Source organism: Rhizobium sp. RAF56 (assembly GCF_052113965.1).
Lineage (GTDB): Bacteria > Pseudomonadota > Alphaproteobacteria > Rhizobiales > Rhizobiaceae > Rhizobium.
On sequence record NZ_JBFRDU010000020.1, the window covers coordinates 34703 to 55972 of the forward strand.

Annotated in this window: 19 protein-coding genes; 8 read left to right on the top strand and 11 right to left on the bottom strand. The window is 62.8% G+C overall.

The features are described from left to right. Positions 1–8: 8 nt before the first annotated feature. Complete coding sequence (locus AB4048_RS17560; protein ID WP_442203272.1) at positions 9–161, bottom strand: hypothetical protein; 153 nt, start codon at positions 159–161, stop codon at positions 9–11. 280 nt (positions 162–441) lie between these two features. Between AB4048_RS17560 and AB4048_RS17565 the strand changes: the two genes are divergently transcribed. Next, positions 442–2277 (top strand): aminopeptidase P family protein, encoded by a 1836-nt coding sequence (locus AB4048_RS17565; RefSeq protein WP_442203273.1) that lies wholly within the window; start codon positions 442–444, stop codon positions 2275–2277. A 38-nt stretch (positions 2278–2315) separates the two neighbouring features. Here the strand turns inward: AB4048_RS17565 and AB4048_RS17570 are convergent, their stop codons facing one another. From AB4048_RS17570 to panC, 4 genes are all read right to left on the bottom strand, one after another. Then, the gene (locus tag AB4048_RS17570) at positions 2316–2624 is read right to left on the bottom strand and encodes an AzlD family protein (protein ID WP_442203274.1); all 309 of its coding nucleotides are present in this window, start codon (positions 2622–2624) and stop codon (positions 2316–2318) included. Position 2625: 1 nt separating this feature from the next. Then, positions 2626–3348, bottom strand: a complete 723-nt coding sequence (locus AB4048_RS17575) for an AzlC family ABC transporter permease (RefSeq protein WP_442203275.1) — start codon at positions 3346–3348, stop codon at positions 2626–2628. 264 nt (positions 3349–3612) lie between these two features. Next, positions 3613–4434: a 3-methyl-2-oxobutanoate hydroxymethyltransferase gene (panB, locus tag AB4048_RS17580; RefSeq protein ID WP_442203276.1), complete on the bottom strand. Its 822-nt coding sequence runs from the start codon at positions 4432–4434 to the stop codon at positions 3613–3615. Position 4435: 1 nt separating this feature from the next. Next, positions 4436–5311, bottom strand: coding sequence for a pantoate--beta-alanine ligase (panC, locus tag AB4048_RS17585; protein ID WP_442203277.1), 876 nt, complete (start codon positions 5309–5311; stop codon positions 4436–4438). A 204-nt stretch (positions 5312–5515) separates the two neighbouring features. Here panC and AB4048_RS17590 point away from each other — a divergent pair, with 204 nt between their 5' ends. Then, positions 5516–6901, top strand: coding sequence for a hypothetical protein (locus AB4048_RS17590; protein WP_442203278.1), 1386 nt, complete (start codon positions 5516–5518; stop codon positions 6899–6901). Between the two features lie 18 nt (positions 6902–6919). Here the strand turns inward: AB4048_RS17590 and AB4048_RS17595 are convergent, their stop codons facing one another. Next, positions 6920–8005 carry a glycosyltransferase family 4 protein gene (locus tag AB4048_RS17595; RefSeq protein ID WP_442203279.1) on the bottom strand — a complete coding sequence of 362 codons (1086 nt, stop codon included), beginning with the start codon at positions 8003–8005 and terminating at the stop codon, positions 6920–6922. A gap of 60 nt (positions 8006–8065) precedes the next feature. Continuing rightward, positions 8066–8704, bottom strand: a complete 639-nt coding sequence (gene pncA, locus AB4048_RS17600; RefSeq protein ID WP_442203280.1) for a bifunctional nicotinamidase/pyrazinamidase — start codon at positions 8702–8704, stop codon at positions 8066–8068. 147 nt (positions 8705–8851) lie between these two features. Here pncA and AB4048_RS17605 point away from each other — a divergent pair, with 147 nt between their 5' ends. Beyond that, the gene (locus AB4048_RS17605; protein ID WP_442203281.1) at positions 8852–9265 is read left to right on the top strand and encodes a DUF488 domain-containing protein; all 414 of its coding nucleotides are present in this window, start codon (positions 8852–8854) and stop codon (positions 9263–9265) included. A 7-nt stretch (positions 9266–9272) separates the two neighbouring features. On the opposite strand, the gene AB4048_RS17610 is transcribed toward AB4048_RS17605, so the two are convergent. Next, positions 9273–11741 carry an ATP-dependent helicase gene (locus AB4048_RS17610; RefSeq protein WP_442203282.1) on the bottom strand — a complete coding sequence of 823 codons (2469 nt, stop codon included), beginning with the start codon at positions 11739–11741 and terminating at the stop codon, positions 9273–9275. Positions 11742–12097: 356 nt separating this feature from the next. Here AB4048_RS17610 and AB4048_RS17615 point away from each other — a divergent pair, with 356 nt between their 5' ends. Both AB4048_RS17615 and AB4048_RS17620 read left to right on the top strand, forming a co-directional pair. Then, on the top strand, positions 12098–13099 hold the full coding sequence (locus AB4048_RS17615) for a flagellin N-terminal helical domain-containing protein (protein ID WP_442203283.1): 1002 nt from the start codon (positions 12098–12100) through the stop codon (positions 13097–13099). Positions 13100–13245: 146 nt separating this feature from the next. Then, positions 13246–13914 carry an OmpA family protein gene (locus tag AB4048_RS17620; RefSeq protein WP_442203284.1) on the top strand — a complete coding sequence of 223 codons (669 nt, stop codon included), beginning with the start codon at positions 13246–13248 and terminating at the stop codon, positions 13912–13914. A 61-nt stretch (positions 13915–13975) separates the two neighbouring features. Here AB4048_RS17620 and AB4048_RS17625 read toward each other — a convergent pair whose 3' ends face one another. Beyond that, a complete protein-coding gene (locus tag AB4048_RS17625; RefSeq protein WP_442203285.1) occupies positions 13976–14383 on the bottom strand; it encodes a DUF2000 family protein in 408 nt (135 codons plus the stop codon). Between the two features lie 39 nt (positions 14384–14422). Between AB4048_RS17625 and AB4048_RS17630 the strand changes: the two genes are divergently transcribed. The 3 genes from AB4048_RS17630 to AB4048_RS17640 all read left to right on the top strand — a co-directional run bounded on the left by AB4048_RS17630 (position 14423) and on the right by AB4048_RS17640 (position 20742). Further along, positions 14423–15295: a helix-turn-helix domain-containing protein gene (locus AB4048_RS17630; protein WP_442203286.1), complete on the top strand. Its 873-nt coding sequence runs from the start codon at positions 14423–14425 to the stop codon at positions 15293–15295. Between the two features lie 107 nt (positions 15296–15402). Then, complete coding sequence (locus AB4048_RS17635; RefSeq protein WP_442203287.1) at positions 15403–16821, top strand: FAD-binding oxidoreductase; 1419 nt, start codon at positions 15403–15405, stop codon at positions 16819–16821. Between the two features lie 219 nt (positions 16822–17040). Then, on the top strand, positions 17041–20742 hold the full coding sequence (locus AB4048_RS17640; RefSeq protein WP_442203288.1) for an AsmA family protein: 3702 nt from the start codon (positions 17041–17043) through the stop codon (positions 20740–20742). An 18-nt stretch (positions 20743–20760) separates the two neighbouring features. Here AB4048_RS17640 and AB4048_RS17645 read toward each other — a convergent pair whose 3' ends face one another. Both AB4048_RS17645 and AB4048_RS17650 read right to left on the bottom strand, forming a co-directional pair. Beyond that, the gene (locus AB4048_RS17645) at positions 20761–20979 is read right to left on the bottom strand and encodes a ribbon-helix-helix domain-containing protein (RefSeq protein ID WP_442203289.1); all 219 of its coding nucleotides are present in this window, start codon (positions 20977–20979) and stop codon (positions 20761–20763) included. A gap of 88 nt (positions 20980–21067) precedes the next feature. Further along, positions 21068–21262: a DUF4169 family protein gene (locus tag AB4048_RS17650; protein WP_442203290.1), complete on the bottom strand. Its 195-nt coding sequence runs from the start codon at positions 21260–21262 to the stop codon at positions 21068–21070. Between the last annotated feature and the right edge of the window lie 8 nt (positions 21263–21270).

Sequence of the window (21270 nt, forward strand, 5' to 3'; positions counted from 1 at the left end):
GCTGCCGCTCAGCGCGCGCTGTTCTTGATACCGCCAAAAACGAGGTCGGCGCGAGCCGGCATACCGGCTTCCTGATGGCGCAGCGCACCGATGACATGGCGCACGGTTCTGCGTCCGCCTGCCGCAAGCGGGCTCTCATAGGCGAAGCGAGGGGTGGCCATTTCAATTTCCTTTCGGTGGGTCGGGTTTGCAGCGATGCCGCTGCTCGTTGGATGTCCGCTATATAAGGGCTGATCCCGAAAGTGGCAGGGGGCGCACCACATGGAAGGTATGCGCAAGGCGCATGCGTCGCGTCAACTTTCCGCCGTATTCCACCAAGGTTGCCCATAAAATGAGCGCGTCGTTCATGCGATTTTCTTGGCGACGGTCCTTAAGGATTTGCGATAACATGCCGCCTCAGTCGCAAACTGCGGATTCGAATTTCAGCCGCGCGGATAAGCCATGTTCCAAACTTTCGAGGTCACCTCCACCCCACAATTCGGCCGCGAGCGCGTGGAGGGCCTGCGAGCGGCCTTTGACACTTTGGGGATCGATGCCTTTCTGGTGCCGCGCGCCGATGAATATCAGGGCGAATATGTTCCCGCTTCCGCCGAGCGCCTGGCCTGGCTAACCGGCTTTACCGGTTCGGCCGGAGTTGCCCTAGTGATGCGCTCTGAAGCGATCGTCTTTGTCGACGGGCGCTATACCACGCAGCTTGTCGAGCAGGTCGATGGAGCCGTCTTTACCGGCGGCGATCTCGTCGGCGAGCCGCCGCATCTGTGGCTTCCCAAGCATGGGCGAAAGGGATTGCGGCTCGGCATCGATCCCTGGCTGCACACCGGCGCCGAGGTACGAAGGCTGGAAAAGGCCGTCGCCGAAATCGGGGGCAAGGTGGTATTCCTTCCGCACAATCCTCTCGACCGGCTCTGGACCGATCGTCCGGCCGAGCCGCTGGGGCCGGTGACCATTCAGAACGTCGTGCAGGCAGGCGTGCTCGCGGTCGACAAGCTCGCAACGATCGCCGCCGATCTTAAGGCGAAAAGCCTTGGGGCCGTCCTCGTCACCGACCCGTCCTCCGTCGCGTGGATCTTCAATATTCGTGGAAGCGACGTGCCGCACACGCCGCATCCGCTGGCGCGCGCCATCATTTATGCCGAAGGCGAGGCCGATCTCTTCCTGGACAAGCGCAAGACGAACATCGAGGCGGAGGCCTATCTGGCGCAGATGAGCGCGCAGCGGGCGCCGACCGAGCTGGCGGCTCGGCTCGCGATCGCTTGCGCAAACGGCGGGCGCATTCTGGTGGACGCCGATCTCACTCCCTATGCGCTCACCGATCTGATTGCCCGGGAGGGCGGTGTGACCGTTGAAGGCATCGATCCGGCAAAGCTGCCGCGCGCCTGCAAGAATGCCGCCGAGATCAACGGCTCCGCCGCCGCGCACCTGCAGGATGGCGCCGCCATGGTGGAATACCTCTATTGGCTGGAGACCGGAAAGCCGGGAACAGTCACTGAAATCGCGGCGGTGCAGAAGCTCGAAGCGTTGCGTGCAAGCGTCGGCGAGCGAATGCAGAACCCGCTCAAGGACATCTCTTTCGACACCATATCAGGGGCCGGCGAACACGGGGCGATCATTCACTACCGGGTCACGACCGCGACGGACCGCCCGCTGAATGCGGGTGAGCTCTTTCTGATCGATTCCGGCGCGCAATATGTGAACGGCACCACCGACATCACGCGCACCGTCGGCATCGGCCGCGTGCCCGACGAGCAGCGGCGTTTCTTCACGCTGGTGCTGAAGGGCATGATCGCGATCAGCACCGCGCGTTTTCCGAAGGGAACGCGCGGCTGCGACCTCGATCCGCTGGCACGCGTCGCGCTCTGGAAGGCGGGCGCCGACTATGCCCACGGCACCGGCCACGGCGTCGGCTCGTACCTGTCGGTACATGAGGGGCCGCAGCGCATCTCGCGCTTGTCCACGCAGGAATTGCTGCCGGGCATGATCCTCTCCAACGAGCCGGGCTACTATCGGCCCGGCGGCTTCGGCATTCGTATCGAGAATCTCATCTATGTCCGCGAAGCGGAGGACATCGAAGGTGGCGATGTCGCCATGCTTGCCTTCGAGACACTGACCTATTGCCCGATCGACCGCAGCCTGGTGATCCCAGAGCTTCTGACCCACGAAGAGCTGCACTGGCTGAACGACTATCACGACCGCACCCGCGAGGCGTTGATGCCGCTGATCCACGACCGCGACGTTCGCGCCTGGCTGGAAAACGCGACGCTGCCGCTCAGCCATTGAGCGGCGCGCGCTGGGATTGAGACGTCCCAAATAGGCGATCAGAGGCCGGCGAAGTGCCTGAGCAGGAGCACTAGTGCCCAGCCGGCGACGAGCATCAGCATGTGCGAGAAGCGCCAGCCGATGAAGAGTGCGAGCAGCATGCCGGCCTTGACGGCGATGCTGCCGTCGAAAAAGGCGGGCGCGGCGAGCGTGGTTAGAACGGCGGCCGGCACGGCGTTCAACGCCGCTTCCATGCGTGGCGGAATGCGGCTCATGCGCATGATCATGAGATAGCCGCCGATCCGCGTCAGGTAGGTAACGACAGCTGCCGCCGCGATCAGGCTTACCATGTAGGGATCGAACGACATGTCAGACCTCGTGGCTTTCGGTGACGCGGTCCGGCTTGCGGTTCGATTTGACCGGGGGGAGCAGGGCGGCAAGCACCACGCCGCAAAGGCCGCCGAGGCTCACATGCCAGGGCGAGCCGACAGTATGCATGGCGACGATCGATCCGGCAGCGCTCGCCGCGACGACGGGCAGGAAGTTCTCGCGCTTGCGGAAGCCGATGACGAGGCCCATGAAATAGATCGGCAGCAGCACGTCGAGGCCGAGGGCCTGCGGATCGCCGATCATGTTGCCGACGAGGCCGCCGAGAAGGCTGATCGCGACCCATGGAATGTAGATCATGATCGCATAGGCGAAATACCAGGTGAACGTCACCGGCTTGCCTGCTTCTCCGCGTTTCACCGTATCGGCAAATTGCGGATCGACGAGAAAGAAGAAGGTGAAGAACTTCTGGATCGGCGTGAAGTGGCGGATATAGCGGGCGATCGCCGCCGAATAGAGCACATGGCGGAAATTGACCGCGAGGATCGACAGCACGATCACCCAGGCCGGTACGCTGTGGCCAAAGAGCTGGATGCCGACCATCTGACTGGCGCCCGCATAGACGGTACCGCTCATCAACGTCAGTTCGCCAAGCGACATGCCCTGACTGCGCGCCACCGCGCCGAACAGCGCAGCGAACGGCGAAGAGGCGATGCCGATGGCCAGCCCGCCGCGCAGGCCTTGGGTGAGTTCCGCCCTGTTCATGTTCACTCTAAATTAGTTGAGACAAGGCGCTGTCTAAGGCGGATGCCACGCTCCGGCAAACCAAATAGATTGATGCACCTATCGATTTCGCTGAACCTTTCAGCCCGTGTGCCGCGCGTCGCTCTGCTCGCCTGACTGCGCCAGGGCACCGGACAGAACAAGGCGAGCAATGGCAATATGATAGGCCAAGGACTTCACGTTTTGAATCTCCGCCGGCGATCGGCAGGATCGGGCCAGTATCCGTGGGTCGTTGCTTCCAGTTGACTATTTCTTCGGCTGGAACGTGTGCTCCGGGCCGGGGAAGGTGCGCGCCTTGACCTCTTCGGCATAGGCTGCCGCCGCCTGCGAGACGAGCGGGGCGAGTTCGGCGAAATGCTTGACGAAGCGCGGTTTGAAATCGTTGAAGAGGCCGAGCATGTCGTCACAGACCAGCACTTGTCCGTCGCAGGCCGGCGAAGCACCGATGCCGATCGTCGGGGCCGCGATCGCGGCGGTGATCTCGCGGGCGAGCGGCTCTATCGTGCCCTCGACGACGATCGCGAAGGCGCCTGCATCGGCGATCGCTTGCGCATCGTTGCGGATCTTGTCGGCTTCCTTGTCGGATCGGCCGAGCGAGCGGTAGCCGCCAGTGGTATTTACCTGCTGCGGCATCAGACCGACGTGACCGCAGACCGGCACGCCGCGAGCGGTCAGAAAGGCGACCGTCTCGGCCATTTCCGCGCCGCCTTCCAGCTTGACGCCGTCGCATCCCGTCTCCGCCATGATGCGGGCGGCGCTGCGGAAGGCCTGTTCCCTTGATTCCTGGTAGGACCCGAAGGGAAGGTCGACGATGACGCAGGCGCTTGTCACGCCGCGCATAACGGCCTGCCCGTGCGCGATCATCATTTCCATCGTGACCGCCACGGTCGACGGCAGCCCGTAGAGCACCATGCCGAGAGAGTCGCCGACGAGCAGCATGTCGCAATGCTCGTCGAGCAGGCGCGCCATCGGCGTCGTATAGGCCGTCAGCGAGACGATCGGGCGCACGCCCTTCATCGCCTGCAGCTGAGCGGTGGTTGTGCGCTTCGTGGCTCCGTGCTTGCTCATCTCAGGCTGCCCTTTCCTTGGCTGTCTTGTGGCCGCCGATGACGCGGTTGTCGAGCAACCGTGTCGTTCCGACGCGCACGAAGAGGAGGAGGAGAAAGGAGCGGCCGGCGATCGAGGCGAGCGGCTCCAGCGTTTCGGGATCGCGCACCGCGACCACCTCGGCGGCCGCCAGCGGCTCGCGGGCAAGGAAGGCGCGGATCGATTGTTCCAGCGATGCCGGATCTTGTTCGCCTGCCGCTGCCAGCCGTTCCGCCTCGGCAAGCGCCTGCGGGATGATTGCCGCGGCGGCACGCTCCGCCTTCGAGAGATAGACGTTGCGCGAGGAGAGCGCCAATCCGTCTGTATCCCGGACTGTCGGCACCGGTACGACGCGGACGGCCTGAGCGAGATCCTCGACCATGCGGCGGATGACCGCCACCTGCTGGTAGTCCTTCTCGCCGAAATAGGCCTGGTCCGGCTGGACGATGTTGAAGAGCTTGGTGACAACCGTCGCAACGCCGGCGAAATGTCCCGGGCGTACCTTTCCCTCTAGCTCGGCCCCCAGCTTGGGGACGTCGACGACGGTTTCCATCGGCCTTGGATACATGTCGGCAACCGTCGGCGCGAAGAGATAATCGACCTTGCCGGCGGCAAGCATCGCGCTGTCGCGCTCAAGGTCGCGCGGATATTTCGACAGGTCCTCGTTGGCGCCGAATTGCAGCGGATTGACGAAAATCGAGGCGACGACGATGTCGTTCTCGGCGCGGGCGCGCGAAACGAGCTCCATATGTCCAGCATGGAGATAGCCCATGGTGGGCACGAGACCGATGCTGGCGCCGGAGTTACGGTGCGCCGAAAGGCGCTCGCGCAAGGCGGCAATCGTGTGGATCGTTTCCATTTTGCTCCTCCCAGCCGGCATCTCTATTTGCCGTTGCCCATTTCCTCCCCGAAATCGGCGGCTTCTCCTAACTTGTGCAGTGCAAAAAATCAATGCCGCACGGTAATCGGCGGGTATGCCGATTTTGCGTATTGCCGGCCTCTCTGCGCTGCACTTAGCGTTTTCGTCAGCATTTTCAGCTTAGCTTTGCCAATGGCGAAAATCGTGGCGTTGGCGGCATATTTCTATCAGGCGGCGGTAGCTTTCGGGCTGCTTATCGCGGTGGCGCATCTACTGTCGCCGGCCGACTATGCGGCCTATTCGCTGTTCATCGCCATCACCCAGTTTGCCGCCATTCTCTGCTTTGAGTGGATCCGCTTTGCCTGCAGCCGTTTCTACCCCGGGCAGGGCGCCGGCAGCGAGGCGACCCAGCGGCGGGCGCTGACAATCGAATTCGCGGCGTGCGCGATCCTGTGCAGCTCAGGCGCGGCGCTCGCCGTGCCATTCGGTGTCCCCGCTCACGTGGCTCTGCTGGGTGCCCTGGTCGCGATTTTCCAGGGCGGCAGCGATCTGCACCTGACGATGCTGCGATTCCGCCAGGCGTTCGGCGCATTTTCGCGCCTTCAGGGCTCGCGCGCCACCATTCTGGCCGCCGGAACGTTGGCTGGCGCGGGGATCTCACCCAGTTTTCCAGCAACCGCGGCCGGTCTCGTTGCCGGCTATATGGTCTACGGCCTACTCGCCATGCTTTTGACGCACCGCGAGGATGGTGGCGGGGCACGTTTTTCGCCGGTGCAGGTGCGCCAGCATTTCGTCTATGGCAGCGTCGCGGCGGCCGCCTCCGTCTTCGGGTTGTTGGCCCCGCTCGGGTTGAAGTCCATTCTTACGATCGCGCTCGGGGCGGGCGGTGCGGCCGGCGGGCTGTTGGCGCTCGATCTTCTTCAAAAGCCGTTCGTGCTCATCGTCTCCGCGCTGCAGGCGATCCAATACCCCGATATCGTCGCGCGCTATGACCGCGAAGGCGACACGGCTGCGCTCCGACGGGCGCTCGGCAACTACTACGCGCTGCTGGCCGGCTTTGCGTTGATGACGGCGGCCGGCATTTTCGCGCTTCTGCAGCCCATCGGCCTCTTTGTCATCGCGCCGTCGTTGCGCGACGGCTTCATGGAGGCAGCACCTTTCGTCACCACCCTTGCACTCGTCAGGGCGCTCACGCTGAACATGCTGCCGACGCCAGCTCATCTTCGCCATCGGCTGGTGTCGATCTTCGCTCTTGCAGCGGCCGATTGCGTGCTGCTCAACGGCGGCGCTTTTGCCGCCGGCCATCTTTTCTCTTTTGCCGGCGGCACGCTGATGGCAGGCGGTATGGTCGGCGCGCTGATCGCGGCGGTCTTCGGCCTGCGGGTGCTGTTTTCCCTGCCGTTCGATCTGGTCTGGCAACCGGTGCTGCTGTCGGCGATGGGCTTTGCGGTGCCGGTGCTGGCGAATGCAGGCGTCCGCGAAAATCTCTGGCTGTCGGTCGGCGCGGGATTGATCGGCGGTGCCGTCTTCTGCCTGGCCGGGCTCTACAGCTATTTTTCCCGAATGGTTCGTCCGCAGCCCGCGCCTTGAGCGGTACAGCGCTCGCCGTCAGAGCGCTGCGAGCATATCGAGCACCCGCTCGGCGCTCCTGTCCCAGGAGAAGCGGGCGACATTCGCGGTTCCCTGGGCGATCAGCGAGCTCCGTAATGTCCGGTCGGTTGCGATGCTTCGCATGGCATCTGTCAGTTCTGTCAGTTTCGTCGGATCGAAGTAAAGCGCCGCGCCGCCGCAAGCCTCGCGCACCGCAGGAATGTCGGCAGCAAGGACGGGGCAGCCTTGCGTCATCGCTTCCAGCGGCGGAATGCCGAAACCTTCGTAGACGCTTGGAAAGACGAACGCCGTTGCCTGCCGTTGCAACGCGGCGATTTCAGCGTCGCTGAGGCGGCCGGCAAAGACGACCGAATTGCCTTCTGCCGTGTGTCCCGGCGTGAATACGGTAGGTGCCGTGCCGCCGACGACGACGAGCTTTTGCTCGACGCCGTCCAGCGCCTCGAAGGCGCGGATGGCGAAATCGAGGTTCTTATTCGGTTTCATCGTGCCGACCAGAAGGAAAAAGCCGTTCTTCCTCAAACCGAGCCGGTCGACGATTTCCGTCTCTGGCGCGAGCGAGGAGAAATGATCGACGGCATTGTAGATGACGTCGATGCCACCGATGGGAACCCGAAACACCGAGGCGATCTCCGTCCTCGAAAAATCCGAGACGGTGCCTATTTTCGCCGTTCGTGTCAGCGCAAGCCCCAACGCCGCATGCAGAAGCCGATAGCCGCGCCGGAAGGATTGCGGATGGCGAAATATAGTCACGTCGTGGATGACGACCGCCTGCCGGCGATGGGCGACCGGACCGCTGCCGCCGAAGCCGATAAGCCGGCCGCCACGCGTGCGCGCAAGCAGCGCGGTCTGCTCCCACAGATGACCGGGGCCGGAACCGAATTCATCGACCGTGATTGCCTTCAGCGAAAGATCCACCGGCGTGCCATGCGGGACGGCGAGCCGCCACGCCACGTCCCTAAGCAGCATGGGCATCGCACCGGCCGCGATCCTCCGGTCGAGCGAAAGCGTCAGCTCGCGCGCGAAACGCTGCACGCCGGAAAGCGGCTGGCCGAGAAATCGGCCGTTGATGGTGATGGTCTGCACAAGGATGCCCTTCAGGTGTTTGGGGCACCTTGCGCGATTTTGGTGAAGGAAACTTTAGTTTTAACTAATAGATGCCGGTGCGATCACGTCCTCGCTGGTGACGATCGCTATGCCGGTCTCGCGCATTTCCTCGATCGCAGCCTTCACGCCGGCGGGGTCGATGCCGCGGCTTGCATCCTCGATCAAGCGGACGCGGACGCCGGGCAGCATCTCGACCGCATCGAGGGCCGAGAATTTTACGCAATAATCGGTGGCGAGCCCGCAAAGGTCGAGCTCGGTTACGCCCCTGGCGAGAAGCTCTTTCGCAAGGCCGGTCAGTGCGTGCTTTTCGTTGTCGCGGAACGCGGAGTAGCTGTCGACGGTCGGGTCCTGGCCCTTCTGCTGGATGAAGTCGATACGGTCGGCATCGAGATCCGGATGCAGTTCGGCGTCCTTCGTGCCCTGGACGCAGTGATCCGGCCACATCATCTGCGGCTCTCCAGAAAGCTCGCCCATCTCGAAAGGCTTCTTGCCGGGATGCGAAGAGGCGAAGCTGCCGTGGCCGGCCGGATGCCAATCCTGCGTGGCGACCACGAGGTCGTAGTGTCCGCTTCTGATCAGGCGGTTGGCCACCGGCACCACCTGATCGCCCTCCGGCACGGGCAGATTGCCGCCGGGGCAGAAGCCGTTCTGGATGTCGGTCAGTAGCAAAGCTTTCATGAGAGACGCTTCCTTCTTCGGTCGTCCGCACGATGCCAATTGCGCCCTGCGTGATCAAGCGTTTTGCGCTGCATCGCAGCAATCGGTGCGCGGGCCGTAGCGGTTTAGTATAACGCAGGACAGGAACAGAATCGGGCAGGAGGACAGATGGCTATCAGGGTCGTTCAATTGGGTTCTGCGCGTGCGGACGGCGAGGGTGTACGGATCGGCACGGTCCGCCGCCCGCCGCGCGGCGTGCCGAAACAAGAATTCGCAAGCCGCGACTACTACGACGTCTGGCTGCCGCAGCTGGCGCCGAGCCAGGAGCTGGTGACGCAGGCCAAGGCTGCCGAAAGCGATGCGGATTGGGCGATCTTCGAACGCGCCTACGTCAAGGAGATGAGCGAACCCGACACCGGCCGCGTTCTCGATCTCCTGGCGGCGATGTCGCACACCTCCAGCTTCTCCGTTGGATGCTATTGCGAGAACGAGGAACGCTGCCACCGGAGCTTGTTGCGCGGGCTGCTTAGGAAGCGCGGGGCGGCGATCGTTTCGGAAGAGATCACAAAATCGGCGAGTTAGAGGCGGCTCACGCCCGCTCCACGAAGCCGTCCAGCACCCGCTTCTGTCCCGCCTTGTCGAAATCGATCGTGAGCTTGTTGCCCTCGATCGCGGCAATATTTCCGTTGCCGAATTTGATGTGGAAGACGCGGTCGCCGATGGTGAAGCGGGAAGGGGTGTCGGCCACCGACTTGGCGACCAGCTCGCCGTCGATGGTGCGCGCTTTCGGACCGCTTTCCCCATAGCCGACGCGCTCCACCGCGTGGCCGGATCGCGTGCCCCAATTGTTGCGCGTGGCTTCGGTGCGGTTGGCCTGGGCGCGTTTCCAGCCGGGGGTAGCATAGGCGTTGGCGAAAGGCTCCTGCTTGTCGAAGCGGGACTGGCCGTAGCCGCCACGCCCGTAACCGCCGTAGGACTGCTCCATTTCAGCGACCGAGACATGCACCTCCGGTAGCTCGTCGAGAAACCGCGACGGCATCGTCGATTGCCAGAGCCCGTGAATGCGGCGGTTGGAAACGAACCAGATGTGACAGCGGTGCTTGGCGCGCGTCAGTCCCACATAGGCAAGCCGCCGTTCCTCTTCGAGGCCTGCGCGACCGCTTTCGTCAAGCGAGCGCTGGTGCGGAAAAAGCCCTTCCTCCCAGCCGGGAAGGAAGACGGTGTCGAACTCCAGCCCCTTGGCGGAATGAAGCGTCATGATCGAGACGGCATCGAGGCTCTCGTTCTGCTCGGTGTCCATGACCAGCGCGACGTGCTCGAGGAAGCCACGCATGCTCTCGAATGCTTCCATCGAGCGAATGAGTTCCTTCAGGTTCTCAAGCCGCGTCGGCGCATCGGCCGACTTGTCGGCCTTCCACATGTCGGTGTAGCCGGACTCTTCGAGGATCGTCTCGGCGAGTTCGGTATGCGGCGTGGTTTCGAGAAGCCCCTGCCAACGCTTGAAGGATGTCACGACGTCGAACAAGGATTTGCGCGCCTTGGCCGTCAACTCGTCCGTTTCCACCATGTCGCCTGCGGCAGCAAGCATGGGGATGTCGCGGGCGCGGGCATAGTTGTGCAACGCGCGCACGCTGGTGTCGCCTATGCCACGCTTCGGTGTGTTTACGATGCGCTCGAAGGCGAGGTCGTCGGCCGGCTGGCAGACGAGCCGGAAGTAGGCCATGGCATCGCGGATTTCGAGGCGCTCGTAGAAGCGCGGGCCGCCGATGACGCGGTAGTTGAGGCCGAGCGTGACGAAACGGTCTTCGAATTCGCGCATCTGGAAGGATGCGCGCACCAGGATCGCCATGTCGTTCAGCTTATGCGATTGCCGCTGCAGCTGCTCGATCTCTTCGCCGATCGCGCGTGCTTCCTCTTCGGAGTCCCAGGAGGCGTGCACCTGTACCTTGGCGTCATCAGGATTTGAGCGTTCGGTAAACAGCGTCTTGCCCAGGCGCCCTTCGTTGTGGGCGATGAGGTATGCGGCGGCGCCGAGAATATGCTCGGTCGAGCGATAGTTGCGCTCCAGTTTGACAACCTTGGCGCCCGGGAAGTCCTTCTCGAAGCGCAGGATGTTGTCCACCTCGGCGCCGCGCCAGCCGTAGATCGACTGGTCGTCGTCGCCGACGCAGCAGACATTCTGCGGCTCGCCCTTCGGCCGCTGCGCCAAAAGCCTGAGCCACATGTACTGCGCGGTGTTGGTGTCCTGATACTCGTCGACGAGGATATAACGGAAGCGGCCGTGATAGTCCTTCAGCACGTCAGGATATTTGCGGAACATGGCGATCGGATGCATCAGCAGATCGCCGAAGTCGCAGGCGTTCAGCGTCTTCAGCCGCGCCTGGTAGGCGGCGTAAAGTTCGCGTCCTTTGCCGTTCGCAAAGGCCCGCGCATCGCCTTCGGCAATGTCCGCGGGGCCGAGCCCCTTGTTTTTCCAGGTATCGATCATGCCGGCGAACTGCTTGGCCGGCCAGCGCTTGTCATCCAGCCCTTCGGCTTGGATCAGCTGCTTGATGAGCCTGACGACGTCGTCGGTGTCGAGAATGGTGAAGTCGGAGGTGAGACCGACGAGTTCCGCGTGGCGGCGCAGCAGCTTCACGCCAATGGAATGGAAAGTGCCGAGCCACGGCATGCCTTCGACCGCGCCGCCAACGAGCAGCGCGATGCGCTCCTTCATCTCGCGCGCCGCCTTGTTGGTGAAGGTGACGGCAAGAATCTGCGAGGGGAAGGCGCGTTGGCTCGCGAGGATATGGGCGATGCGGGTGGTCAGCACACGCGTCTTGCCGGTGCCGGCGCCGGCGAGCACGAGGACCGGCCCGTCCAGCGTTTCAACAGCGTCCCTTTGTTCGGGGTTGAGGCCGCCGAGATAATCCAGCCGAGCGCCGTTGCGGGCGGCCATGGCGCGCGCCGCAATCCCGCCGCCGATCCCCGCATTCCCAGGCAGAGGCGCCGGGCGTTTGGGCTCGAGATGCGCCGGTTCCTCGTCGAAGAAGGGGATGTCGTCGTTTCCGATGGTCATGCGGCTCAATGTAGTGATTCGGGGTCGAAAGGCAAAAGGATCGCGGCGATCGTGAACAAAAAGTGCACATACCCAGTGTTTTTCACGGATGGAAGCGCCTTCACGCCAAAACTATCGGCAGCAAAGGGAGGCGGCAAAGTGTTGAGTTTTATGGTAACTGGCTTCGTTTTGTTATGCCTTTATTAAATATGGTTGGTAATGATTGGGGCCGTAACCGCCCTTGAATTCAAGTCTGTGTTTCCTGGATTCATCTTTGCCGATTCAATCGGCCCGCGTCCATGACGGGCATGCGGAAATGGTTCGATCTAATTGTAGTTGTTGCGTTTTGTTGCGTATCTGCGTTCGGAGTATCCATCGTGAGCATTTTTCTGCGACCGGCGTCGGCGGTGGCGCTTGCCGTTTTGCGAAGCACCCAGAGCAGTCTTAACAGGACGCAGCAACAGGCCTCGAGCGGCCTGAGGGTCGCCGGCGCCAAGGACAATGCGGCCTATTGGCATATCGCGACCGTGACCCGTTCCGATACGCTCGCCTTGTCGGCCGTGCGGGATGCGCTCGGGATGGCCGCCGCCACCGTCAATATTGCGTCGACGAGCATCACCAACGCCGCTGACCTCGTCTCCCAGATCAAGTCAAAGCTCGTGGCGGCGACCGAGGACGGCGTCGACAAGGTCAAGGTCAACGAAGACATCGCGCAGCTGAAGGACCAGTTGCGCAGCGTCGGTGAGGCGGCGAGCTTCAACGGCGACAATTGGGTCGTGCTTGATGGCAACGACGATCCCAACAAACCGAAGGAAATTCCGGCCTCGCTCATCCGCTACAGCGACGGCACGATTTCGATGGGCTGGCTGACCTATAAGGGCGACGCGCCTCCGAGCGGAACCATCACGCCCGAGGATGCGGGCTATCTGATCGACGACCTGGCAAGCGGCACCGGCGGCCATGGGGTGCTGACTTCCGATGCCTTTGCAACGGCCGTGGGCGCCAGTCAGAACTACGTGCTCCTCGCCAGCAAGAACGGCAACACGGCCGGGCAGGTGGAGATTTCGCTCGACAGCACGACGACGCAGGGACAGGTCAGGGACATGTTGAGCGTGGTCGACGCCATGCTTGGCCAGCTGACCACAATCGGCTCGGCTTTCGGTTCGATGGAAACGCGCGTGCAGTTGCAGCAGAACTTCGCGCAGGACTTGAGCGACAGCTTGACGGAAGGTGTCGGCAAGCTCGTCGATGCCGACATGGAAGAGGTTTCAACGCGCCTGGCGGCGCTCCAGACGCGGCAGCAGCTCGGACTGCAATCGCTGTCGATCGCCAATGCGAGCTACGACACGATCCGCCAGCTCTTCCAGAACATTCATTGATTTGGCGAGGATTTGACTGAGAAAGCGGGGGTTCGGGCGATAAACGCCGTGACGTATCGTCCATACGAAAAAAATGGCGATTCATCATATTGCCGTATTCCTTGATTTCTGCTCTGAAAAAAGCCCCTTCCGGAGATCATCAATCCATGCTCAAGAAATTTGTCCTCCTTGCCGTTTCGGCTGCCTATCTCAGCGCCTGCACGACGACCGACCCCTTTACCGGGCAGCAGAAAGTATCCAATACGGCAGGCGGGGCGGCGATCGGTGCTGGCCTCGGCGCACTGGCTGGGCTTGCGGTCGGCGGCTCGCCGGTCGGACGGCGCAACGCCGCACTGATCGGTGCAGGCATCGGCGCGCTCGCCGGCGGCTCGATCGGTAATTACATGGACCAGCAGGAAGCGGAACTGCGCCAGCAGCTTCAGGGCACCGGCGTGTCGGTCACCCGCATCGGCGACCGCATCGTGCTTAACATGCCGTCGAACATTACCTTCGACGTCGACCAGGATGCCGTCCGGCCGGAATTCTATTCAACGCTGAATTCGGTCGCGATCGTGCTGCGCAAGTTCGACCGCACGCTGATCGACATCAACGGTCATACAGATTCGACCGGCAGCCTGCAGCACAATCAGGACCTGTCGCAGCGCCGGGCCATATCCGTCGCCAGGCTGTTGGGCAGTCAGGGCATCGACCAGCGCCGCGTTTCCGCCGTCGGCTTCGGTCCTTCGCAGCCGATCGCAAGCAATGCGACGGAGGCCGGACGTGCGCAGAACCGTCGCGTCGAAATTCAGATCGCGCCGATCACCCAAAACGGCTGATCGGGCGCATTTCGTCAAGGAGACGGCCGGGCATCGTTCGCGGCCGTTTTTTTGTCGTCGGCTATCGGTGCATGACCGCGCCCTTGGTGACCTTGTCGACGATCTTCTTGTCGGCACGCATGGCAATGCCGACAACCTTGGCGTCATCAGGCGAAAATTCGGAAAAGACGGCGCGATTGGCGGCGTCGTGGCCGGTCGAGAACATCTCCTCGATGAAGAGCGACGTGGTGATGTCGCGTTCCAGCGCGCGGCGATTTATCCTGGCCATGGTTTCGTCATCGGCAGAGAGCACGATCATCGGCTGGACTGATAGCGCGTTGTAGCGATTGCCGGCTCGGTCGCGATAGGCGTCGCCGATCATCTCGGGCGCCTGGCCGACGATGCCGCTGACCAGAAACGCGGTAACGTTCAACTTCTGCCATGTGGCGAGATCGTCTTTGAGCACGATTGCGATCTTGGTATCGAACATGGATGATCTCTTTCAGTCGGTTTCGTCGAGGGACGTGTCTTGGGCGGGGATATATCCAGCCCTATCTTCGAGGGTCTTGAACGTTTGTGCGTGCCGGAGCGCAACGGCATCGTCTCGGCGCCCGCCTATCCCGGAATAGAGCGCATTCAGGCGCAGTTTCGTGGGGCCGCTTTCGAGCCGCATCGGCATGACACCTACGCGCTCGGGGTAACGATCCGTGGCGTCCAGACCTTCAACTATCGCGGCGAGCAGCGCTACAGCCTGCCGGGGCGGGTGATCGTCCTGCATCCGGACGAGGTCCATGACGGTGGCGCCGGGACGGACGACGGCCTGACCTACCGCATACTCTATCTCGAGCCGTCGCTGCTGCTGCAATGTCTGGAAGGCACCGGCAGCGGCCTGCCTTTCGTCAACGATCCCGTGGTCGACGATGCGCGGCTTGCCAATCTGCTGCTCGCAGCGCTTGGCGAACTCGACCGCGAGCTCGACGAACTCTTCGTCGACGATTTCGTATCCCTGTTGACGCGAGGGCTCGCGGCGCATGCCCGGCTGCCGCAGAAACCCTTGGGGACTATCGCTTGGACGGAGATCGACGCGGCGCGTGCCTATCTCGAAGCGCACGCCTTGGAGGGCGTCGGTTCGCGGGAACTCGAACGGGTGACGGGTCTCGATCGCTTCACCCTCTCGCGGCATTTCCGGGCCGCCTTCGCGACCAGCCCGCACCGTTTCCTTTTGATGCGCAGGCTGCAGCGAGCAAGGGCGATGATCGCTGAAGGCGAGCCGCTTGCAGAAGTGGCGGCTGCCGTCGGCTTTGCCGACCAAAGCCATCTGACGCGTCATTTCAAGAAGGCCTTCGGCATGGCCCCCGGCGCCTGGAGCGGCATGGTCGGCGCCGGCCGCGCGCGCGTCTGACGGCACCACCGGCCGGCTCATCTTGCGCTGGACAGCCCCTGCGATTGTCCCCTAGAACCCGAGGAAGGTGTATGTTTCGACAGTGACGTCAGCGGGGAGGCAGCGACATGGCGCTCAAAGATGCAAAGGCCGGCGCCCGCAACGAAGCGGGGATCGTGCTCGTCGTCGAGGCGCTGAAGCATGCGTTCGGCGATCGCTTCCAGACGGGCCAATCGTTTCGCGCCCAACACTCGCACACGACAAGCTATATTCCGTCCCAGCTTCCCGATGGCGTTCTCTTTGTCGAGAGCAGCGAGGACGTAAAGACGGTCGTCCGGCTTTGCACCGCGCACCTTGTGCCGATCGTCCCGTTCGGAACCGGTTCATCGCTGGAAGGGCAGGTCAACGCCCCGCTGGGCGGTATTTCCATCGATTTCAGCCGGATGAATCGCGTTCTTGAAGTGAATGCCGAGGATCTCGATTGCACGGTCGAGCCCGGGGTGACGCGCGAGCAGCTGAATACCCATCTCCGCGATACCGGGCTGTTCTTTCCGATCGATCCCGGCGCCAACGCCTCGATCGGTGGCATGACCTCGACGCGCGCCTCCGGCACCAACGCCGTGCGGTACGGCACGATGAAGGAAAACGTTCTGGCGGTGACCGTCGTGACGGCGCAGGGGGAGGAAATCCGCACCGCGCGTCGCGCCCGAAAATCTTCGGCGGGCTACGATCTCACGCGACTGTTCGTCGGCGCCGAAGGTACGCTGGGCGTGCTGACCTCGGTGACGCTGAGGCTGCAGGGCATCCCGCAGAAAATTGCCGGAGGGGCTTGCGCTTTCCCGAGCGTCAAGGCGGCCTGCGATGCGGTCATCATGACAATCCAGATGGGCATCCCGGTCGCGCGCATCGAGTTGCTCGACGCAGTGCAGATGCGCGCGTTCAGAAACTATTCCGGGCTTTCATACGAAGAAAAGCCGACGCTCTTTCTGGAGTTCCACGGGACGGACGAGACGGTCGCCCTGCAGACCGCGCAGTTCTCGGAGATCGCTGCCGAATGCGGCGGCGGCGAGTTTCTCTGGACAAGCAATGAACAGGAACGGAACAAGCTCTGGAAGGCGCGGCATGACGCCTATTGGTCGGTGCGCGCGCTTGCGCCGGATCTGGGCATCCTCGCGACCGACGTCTGCGTGCCGATCTCGCGGCTTGCCGACTGCGTGACCGAAACGCAGGCGGACATCGAAAAGCACGGGCTGCTCGCCCCCATCGTCGGCCACGCAGGCGACGGCAATTTTCACGTACAGCTGTTGTTCGATGACCGCAGTGCCGCAGGTATCGCGGTTGCCGAGGACTTCGTCGCGCGGCTGAACGCGCGGGCGCTCGCGATGGACGGCACCTGCACGGGAGAACACGGCATAGGCCAGGGCAAGATGGCGTTTCTGGAGCAGGAACTCGGCGGCGCGGTCGATCTCATGCGCCAGCTCAAACATAGCCTCGATCCCAACAATATCTTCAATCCCGGCAAGATCTTTCGCACGACTAGTTCGTGATTTCAGGGATTTGCGCGGTTTTGCAAATCTTTGTCGCTGCACCCCATGGCAACGGCAAATCATTCGTTTGCCCGCTCCCAAAAGGCTCGATCGTCAGATATACGAAGCAGACGCAAAACGACTTAAATCAGAATCGATTTAAGTGAAGGATTGTGCGAAGTTCACGCGCTATCGCCTTTGCGATTGAGGTCGTTGGAACGCGAACGGAGACTGTAGGCATTGTTGGGTAAGGTCCTGGTTTTCCTGGGTGGGTTGCTGGTCGTGGTGCTGTTCGTTGCGCTGCTTGCCCCGCTCTTCATAGACTGGACCGATTTTCGCAAGAATTTCGAGGATCAGGCGAGCCTGATCATAGGCAAGAAGGTGACCGTTCACGGGTCTGTCGACGCCCGGCTCTTACCCTTTCCGGCCGTGACGATGCACGACGTGCGCGTCGGCTCCGAGCCGGACGGCACGCCGCTGGTCCAGATCGCCGAGTTCACCATGGATGCGGAACTCGCGCCCTTCCTTTCCGGCGAAGCGCGGATATTCAACATGCGCGTATCGCAGCCGAAACTGCGCCTGCGCTTGCTGAAGGATGGAACGCTCGACTGGATGCGCGGCAGTTCCCCGCAGATACCGGCCAAGACCGTGGTGCTCGAAAACGTACGCGTCGACGGCGGGGAGGTGGAGTTCATCGACGAGCAATCCGGTCGTACCCGGCATGTGACTGACATTAACGCCGATATGTCGGCGAAGTCGCTCGCGGGACCGTGGCGCATCGAGGGCGATGCGGCGCTGGACGGCGAGCATGGCAACTTTGCCATTTCCAGCAGCCAGCCGGATGATCGCGGCGTACTCCACGTGAGGACGCGGCTGGTTCCGGAACGGCATCCGATCAGCGTCGATCTCGAAGGCGAGTTGCAGCTCGTCAATCGCAAACCGAACTATCTCGGCACCTTCTCGGCGGCCGTGGAAACGAAGCAGAAGAGCAATGATCCGAAGCAGGCCGAACCGCGCGTCAAAGGCAAGTTCGAACTAACGAACGAGCGCATCCGGGTTCCCGAATACAGGCTGGAAGTCGGCACGACCGACGATCCCTATGTCGTCACTGGCGAGGCGACGCTTGATACCGGCAGCAACCCCGAATTCCTGCTGACTGCCGATGGCCAGCAGATCGACGTCAACCGCCTGGGCAACCGCGGTTCCGGCGGCAAGACGAGCCGGAGCGCCGCCATTTCGGCACAGCAGCGGCTGGCGACTTTGATCTCGATCGCAGCCGAGATACCGGTGCCGCAAGTGCCGGGCAAGGCGACCTTCCGCCTGCCTGCGATCGTTGCCGGTGACACCACGATCAGAGACGTGGAGCTCGGCCTGCAGCCGGCCGGCCGAGGCTGGAAGATCGACAAGGCGGTCGGCACGCTGCCGGGCCGCACGCAGGTCGAAGCGCATGGCGATCTCGTTTTGCAGGGCGAGCCCAATTTCAGCGGCAACCTGGTCGTCGCCTCCAACCAGCCCTCCGGACTGGCGTCCTGGCTGACCGGATCGGTCGATCCGGCGATCCGCCAGCTGAAGCAGGCGGGCTTTTCCGCCGATGTCCACCTTGCGCGCGAGCAGCAGCGCTTCGACAATCTCGAAATCGCCCTCGGCGCGGCGACGCTTAAAGGCCGCCTCGATCGCCAGTCGCAGTCCGATCAGACGCCGACGCTTGCCGTCGATCTTAACGGCGACGCCTTCGATCTCGACGCATTGCGAGCGCTGACAGGTCTCTTTACAGGTCAGGAACCTGGCGGGAACCTTCTCGATCACCGCATCAGCGCGCATCTGAAAGCCGATAGCTTTGCTGCCTTCGGCGTCGCGGCTGAAAATGTCGAGACCACTTTCGGGATCGCCGACGGCAAGTTGGCGCTCGACAAGCTGACCGTGCGCAGTCTCGCCGGCGCTGAAATCACGGCGACGGGCAGGGCGGAAGGCTCGCTCGCAGACCACAAGGGATCGGGCGAGATCACATTCAAGGCAGCCGACCCCGGACCTTTCTTCGCGATGCTGAGCCAGCACCTGCCGCACCATCCCGCGGTCGACCGGCTTGTTCGCAACGCCGCATGGTACGGTAATACGGCGCTGCGCGGGGCGGTGACGCTCGGTGGTGACAAGGGCAACTCGCTGGCGCTGACCCTTGCCGGTGTCTCGAACGGCAGCCGCGTCAATCTCGACTACCGCATGACCGATCTGTTGGCGTTTTCCCAGAACGGCCAGACGACGCTCGAGGCAACGCTGGAAAATTCGGTGACCTCCATTCTCTTCGGTCAGGCGGGGCTCGATCCGCTGCCGGTCGAGGCGGATGCGAACGGTCGCATGACGCTCAAGGTCGCGGCCAACGGCACGGATCCGGCCGATGCGGCGCTGACGTTTGCGACCGACAAAACCTCCTTTACAGCGAACGGCAAGGTGGATGTCCGCCCGGATACCTTCCTCAACGGCAACCTCGCGGTGTCGCTGGAGAGCGCCGACCTCGATCCCTACCTCGTCATGAACGGCATCGGCCTGCCGCAGATGGGGACGGGCCTGCCGGCAAAACTGCAGACGAACGTCGCAATCGCGACCGACAGCATCGCCCTTGCTGATATGAAGGGGCAGTTCGCGGACAATACCATCGCTGGCGCGCTGACCATCGACCGCCGGCCGGCGACCGTGACGGCCGCGGGCGAAATTTCGTTCGCCAAGGCGGACCTCGGATGGCTGGGCGAGGCGATCTACGGCCCCCTTACCGACGCGGCGACCGGCAATCTCACGAAGGCCAAGCTTGGCCTGCCGCTGTTCACCGGCTTCGACGTAAACGTCAAGCTGACCGCCAAGCAGTTCTGGCCGGGTGTGTTCGGACCGGTTTCCGATTTCGGTGCGAACCTGGTCTACAAGGGCGATGCGTTGCAGCTGAACGATATCGCCGGCGTTTGGAACGGCGGCAAATTCGGCGGCAGTCTGATGCTTTCGAATTCCGATGGCACGGCGCTGCTGCAGACGAAGTTGACGCTCGCCAACGGCGATCTGGCGACCGTGATCTGGCAAAAGGACGGCGCTCCCCTTGCCACCGGCCGCTTCGGTCTCGGTCTCAGCATGGAAGCGAGCGGCAGAAGCGTGGGCGAACTCGTAGCGGGCGCCAGCGGCTCGGGGCAGATTACGCTCGGTGAAACGCACGTGCGCGGGCTGAACCTTGCAATTCTGCCGCCGCTGCTGGCGGCGACCGATCAGATCAAGGGCGATATCACCGCCGAGAAGATCAAGCCGATCGTGCAGACCCTCCTCAGCAACGGCGAGGCTGTTGTGAAGTCTCTGACGATCCCGTTCAACATCTCGGGTGGCACGGTTCGGGCGCAGAACGTGGTGGCCTCGACGGATCTCGCGAAGATCGCGAGCGACATCGAGCTTGATCTGGCGCAGCAGCGCTTGCGCGGCTCGCTCGGTCTCAGCTTCGATCCCGGTAGCGAGGCGTTGACCGGCGCAACACCTGCGCTTCGGGTCGACTTCGACGGCGCGCTTGCCGGCGCGCGGGCAACGCTCGACGTCACCGATATTACCAGCTTCCTGTCGCTGCGCGCTTTCGAGCGCGAGCGGCGCCGCGTCGAGCGGCTGCAGGCGAACGTTTTGGAGAAGCAGCGGCTGCGCCGTGAGGTCGCGCTCTTCAAGTTCAATGCCGCACAGCGCGAGATCGAACGCCAGCGCCAGGTGGAGATCGAGCGTCAGCGCGTGGCGGAAGAGCAGCGGTTGCGCGCGCTTGCGCAGCAGGCGGCAATCGAGAAGCAGGCTGCGGCCGATGCCAAGATGAAGGCGGATGCCGAGGCGCGCGCCCGGGCAGAGGTGCAACGACGCCAGGCGCCCGGTGGCCTGTCCCTTCCGAACGGGGCCGGAAACCTGAATTTCAACGAATTGCCGGGGATCGCCCAGTAACCGTCCTTGCGCCAGCGATCAGCGGGCCGATCGCTCCTTGATCCATGAAAGAACGTGAAGCCTGAGCGCCGAGGAGAGATTGCTCTCGGGCTCGCGAGCATCATCGATCTCGCGGATCAGCGCGGCGAGCGAAAGACCACGCGCTCTCGCGATCGCCTGAAGTTCGTCCCAGAAGGCGTCCTCCAGAGAGAAACTTGTGCGATGGCCATGGAGCGTGGCGGAATGTTTACGGATCATGGGATGTTCAGAAAATGATTCAGGTGATTGAGAAACTGATTCACTTGATATGGGCTAACTAACTGATTTTAACTGATTTGCCGCACTATCATTCGTCCGATGCCGGCTTTTCGATGTGGCCCGCCTGATGCGCCTTGTCGGCCTTCTCGTTCAGCGCCTGCGTCAGGTTCTTCTCGGTCTTGGTGCGGCCAAAGGTGATCCGGTTCTGCTCGGCTTGGCTTTCTTTCTCGGAGCGGGCCTGCCGCTTGCGGAACTGCCGGAGATTGACGATTTCGGCGCACATGTGTTTGC